The sequence below is a fragment of the Novosphingobium sp. genome, from assembly GCF_049240505.1.
In the GTDB taxonomy this organism is placed as follows: domain Bacteria; phylum Pseudomonadota; class Alphaproteobacteria; order Sphingomonadales; family Sphingomonadaceae; genus Novosphingobium.
The window spans coordinates 1-3,795 of the sequence record NZ_JBMLSM010000072.1; the positions used below are offsets into that span (position 1 = coordinate 1).

Here is a 3,795-nt window from a genome sequence, read left to right on the forward strand (position 1 = left end):
GGCTGCTGGCGACGCGGATCGACTCGCCCCGGGACCGGGTTTAGGTCTGCCCCGCGTGAACGCGCGCGAATTGCCGCTTGACGTTACCCGGCCTGCTGGCGGGTCAGAGTGCCGACAAGGTTCTGGATGATGGTTTGATATGCCATGCGGCACATCCCGGGGCGAGTTTTTCGCGCTGATCGAGGCCTGCATGGCCGGTAGTGGAGACGATTATGCAAGTGGCACGCGTAGCATCTCTGGCTAACCCCGCTCTTACCCCAGGAGCGCTGACTTCGAGGCGACATCTCGAGGTTGGTCGCAAAGTCATTGCATGGGAAGCCGAGGCCCTGACCCGGCTGGCGGTGTCCATTGATGATAGCTTCACCCGTGCGGTCGACCTGATCCTCGGCTGCCGGCAGCGGGTGATCGTCTCGGGGATTGGCAAGTCGGGCCATGTCGCCCGCAAGGTCGCCGCAACCCTTGCTGCAACCGGCACCCCGGCCCTGTTCATCCACGCCGCCGAAGCGGCGCATGGCGATGCCGGGATGGTCAGCCCGGGCGATGTCCTGATCGTCTTCTCGAACAGCGGCGCGACGGTCGAGGTCCAGCCGCTGTGCATCTATGCCAAGCATCTCGGCTGTTCGCTGATCGGTGTCTCGCGCAACCCCAATTCGCTACTGATGCGCACCGCCGATATTCCGCTGCGGCTGCCCAAGGTCGAGGAAGCCTGCACCTCCAGCCTCGCGCCCACCACGTCTTCCACCATGATGCTCGCGCTCGGCGATGCGCTGGCGGTGGCGGCGATGCGGGCGCGCGGCGTGTCCGGCAATGATATCCGCGCGCTCCATCCCGGCGGCGAGATCGGGCTGCAACTGCGCAGTGTCGAGGATGTGATGCACCGCGGTGACCGTCTTCCGCTGGTCCAGGCGTCCGCGAAGATGCCCGATGTGCTGATCACCATGACCGAAAAGCGCCTCGGCGTTGCCGGTGTGGTCGATGATCAGGGGCGGCTGGTCGGCATCATTTCGGACGGCGACCTGCGCCGCCATGCCGATGAGCTTTTCGTGGGAACCGCGCGTGACGTGATGACCCCCGGTCCGCGCACGATCCTGCGCACCGCACGGGTACAGGAGGCACTCGAGCTGATGAACACCCACCGCATCACGCTGCTGTTCGTCGTCGACGAGCGCCAGCCCGAAGTGCCTGTGGGCGCCGTCCAGATCTACGATATCGCCGCGCCGTTGCCCGAGCTGACTGCCAGCTGATCAATCGTGAGCCGGACTGCGATCATCATCCCGGCGCGGCTGCCTTTCGCGCAAGCATACCGAGCCCATCGCCATTGAGAGGGCGTGCAAGGTGGAACCCCTGGACAAGGTCGCAGCCCATTGCCTTTACTAGAGTAAGTTGCTCTTCGGTTTCGATATGCTCAGCCACGCATAATGCGCCTGCAGCGTGGCACAGGTTTATGAGTCCGAGCAGGATCTGACGTGATCGTGCGCAGGCCTGAATGTCGCGCGTGAGTGAGCCATCGATTTTGACAACGTCAAATACGAGGTCGCGCAGATAGGCAACCGAGGCGTTGCCGGCACCAAAATCGTCGAGAGCTACAAATGCTCCTGTACTGCGCAGGTGCTCCAGTTCTCGCTTTGCGATACGGATATCGGCGAGAACTGCGGAATCGTTGACTTCAAAGAGCATCCTATCCGGCGGTACGCCGTGCTGCAGCAGGCGAGCCAGGATCCGGTCGGCTGCACCTTCGCGGCTTATCTGGGCCGCACTAAGGTTGAAGGACAGTCGCACATTGTCTTTCCATGACCGCGCGTGGGCAAGTGCATTGTCGAGGAGGGCCTCATTGATCGCTTCGATCTTCCCGAGCGTTTCGGCCATGAAGATGAATTCGCCCGGGCTGATTGAACCCAGTTGCTGATTTTTCCAGCGCGCCAGCGCCTCGACAAACATGACCTTCCCGCCTGCTACGTCGAAGATTGGTTGAAAATCCAAGGAAAGCTCGCCGATCGCTTCCCCACTGAGGAGCATTACCTCAAGCTTCGCCCGGCGCTTGTCGATCGAGTAGGCCTCCTCGTCATAGAACTTCCACTGCCCGCGACCGGCAGCCTTGGCGATGTACAAGGCTGTGTCGGCCTGTCTCAGCAGCTCTTCAACGCTAGCCGAAAGAGGGCCTTCCTCAGCGAAGCCGCAGGATGTTTCGACTGTCAGCCTTTTGCCGCTCCATTCCACGGGCTGGCGCGCAAGCTGGCAAATCCTGTCCCCTGCGGCAGAGAGCTCGGAAGAGGAGAGACCGCGGCGCCAGAAGATCGCAAATTCATCGCCGCCCATTCGCGCGACAGTTGCTTTTGCGCCAAAGTCCTGTGCGAGGCGTTGCCCAAAGCCTCTGAGAAGCGCGTCTCCTGCAGCGTGCCCGAATACGTCATTGGCTCTCTTGAAACCATCAAGGTCGCAAATGGCAATAACGCTTTTGCCGCGCGGCTCCTGGGCGATATGTCTCTGAATGTCGTCAATTAGCTTTGCGCGGTTGGCAAGGCCTGTCAGTACATCAGCCTCGGACCGCTTAATCGCTTCGTCCTCCGCCGAAATGGCACGGTCGTGTTCAAGCGAAACCGCAATGCGACCGCGGATCAGGCCGACAAGCGTCGTGCCATGCGCGTTGAGTATGCGCACAAACATCAAATGTACCAGCAGAAGGCCGACGCCCGTCGCACGCGTGAGGTAATCGCTAAAAATGATCAGGCGTAAAGCAGCCGGAATACCCAGCAGCACAAGCGGGATGATTGCGGCTCTCGGGAAGCTGCTGAGCCCATAGGTGGCGCCCAGTGCAGCAGCTACGCTGAACGCGACAACGTTGAGAGCCTGGTCCGGATAGGTTGCCATCAGGGCCTGTGCCCAGATTGAAAATCCCCCGGACAGGAGAATTGTAAAGGCGATGACCTTTAGGATCTCCTTGCGGATCGTCTCGAGATTTTCCGCTGGCCTTTTAAGGAAAGTCCAATGCAGGGCTCTCCAAACAAGTATGGCGATTAGCGGAATGGCGGGAAGGGCAACCTTTAAATCAGCCTCTCCAGTCGCGATGCAGATCCCGCTAAGTGCGATTATCGCCGTCGAGTAGAGTATGGGGATCTGGTTTTGCAGATTTTCGAAGATCTCACGGATCTGCGCCGCCTGCTCGCCCGAATTTCGGGCGGGAAAAAGGAGATCAAAGACCCACATCAGGGCTTTGCCTTACAGGCCGATCTTCAGCAAAATGTTAACTCGGCCCGGGTCCTCCAATCATCGTGGGGATCACATTCTTCTATGGGCCGCGGGATGCTGCTGTGCGGCGCTGACAAACCGTAAGGGGGATGTGCGAATAGCGGCGGAAAAGCCCGGCGATTCCTTCGTATCTGGTGATTGCCCAGCACAGACCCGGTCAGCTCGTAACGCCCATCACATCCCTTGTCCGTTGCAGACCGTATCATGAAGACGCGAGCTTCTAAGTGTTGCCGGGAGGCTCGCAGTCTCTGGCGAGGCACGGACTACAGCGCTGCCCGCAACTCCTGTTGCCAGCAGCTTTGGGGCAAACCCATGCGTTGACCCTATTAACACTGCTGTTATTATGTTGACGGCGTCAACGCGCGAGGTTTCCGATCCATGTGGTGCAGAATACTCCGGATAGCATCTGTCTGGGCGGTTGAATGCGGCGCCGCGACTCCCCTGCGGATCACCCTTGCGCGATGATGGCCCGCACCCAGAAAAGCGCCGGGATTGATCTGCGCGAGGCCTGCCTTGCCGAAGCGATGGCGATCATCAACACCGCGGGGG

At 60.3% G+C, this 3,795-nt stretch carries 2 protein-coding genes; one reads left to right on the forward strand and one right to left on the reverse strand.

All coding sequences use genetic code 11. The features are described 5' to 3' along the window. Positions 1 to 341: 341 nt before the first annotated feature. Entirely contained in the window at positions 342 to 1,244 is a 903-nt protein-coding gene (locus ACOVQ0_RS06235) for a KpsF/GutQ family sugar-phosphate isomerase (RefSeq protein WP_421881607.1), read from the forward strand. Between the two features lie 25 nt (positions 1,245 to 1,269). Here the strand turns inward: ACOVQ0_RS06235 and ACOVQ0_RS06240 are convergent, their stop codons facing one another. Beyond that, positions 1,270 to 3,204, reverse strand: a complete 1,935-nt coding sequence (locus tag ACOVQ0_RS06240; protein WP_421881610.1) for a putative bifunctional diguanylate cyclase/phosphodiesterase — start codon at positions 3,202 to 3,204, stop codon at positions 1,270 to 1,272. Between the last annotated feature and the right edge of the window lie 591 nt (positions 3,205 to 3,795).

Coding starts and splice junctions, on each gene's coding strand:
- ACOVQ0_RS06240 (WP_421881610.1), bottom strand. CDS start 3,204: ATGTGGGTCTTTGATCTCCTTTTTCCCGCCCGAAATTCGGGCGAGCAG.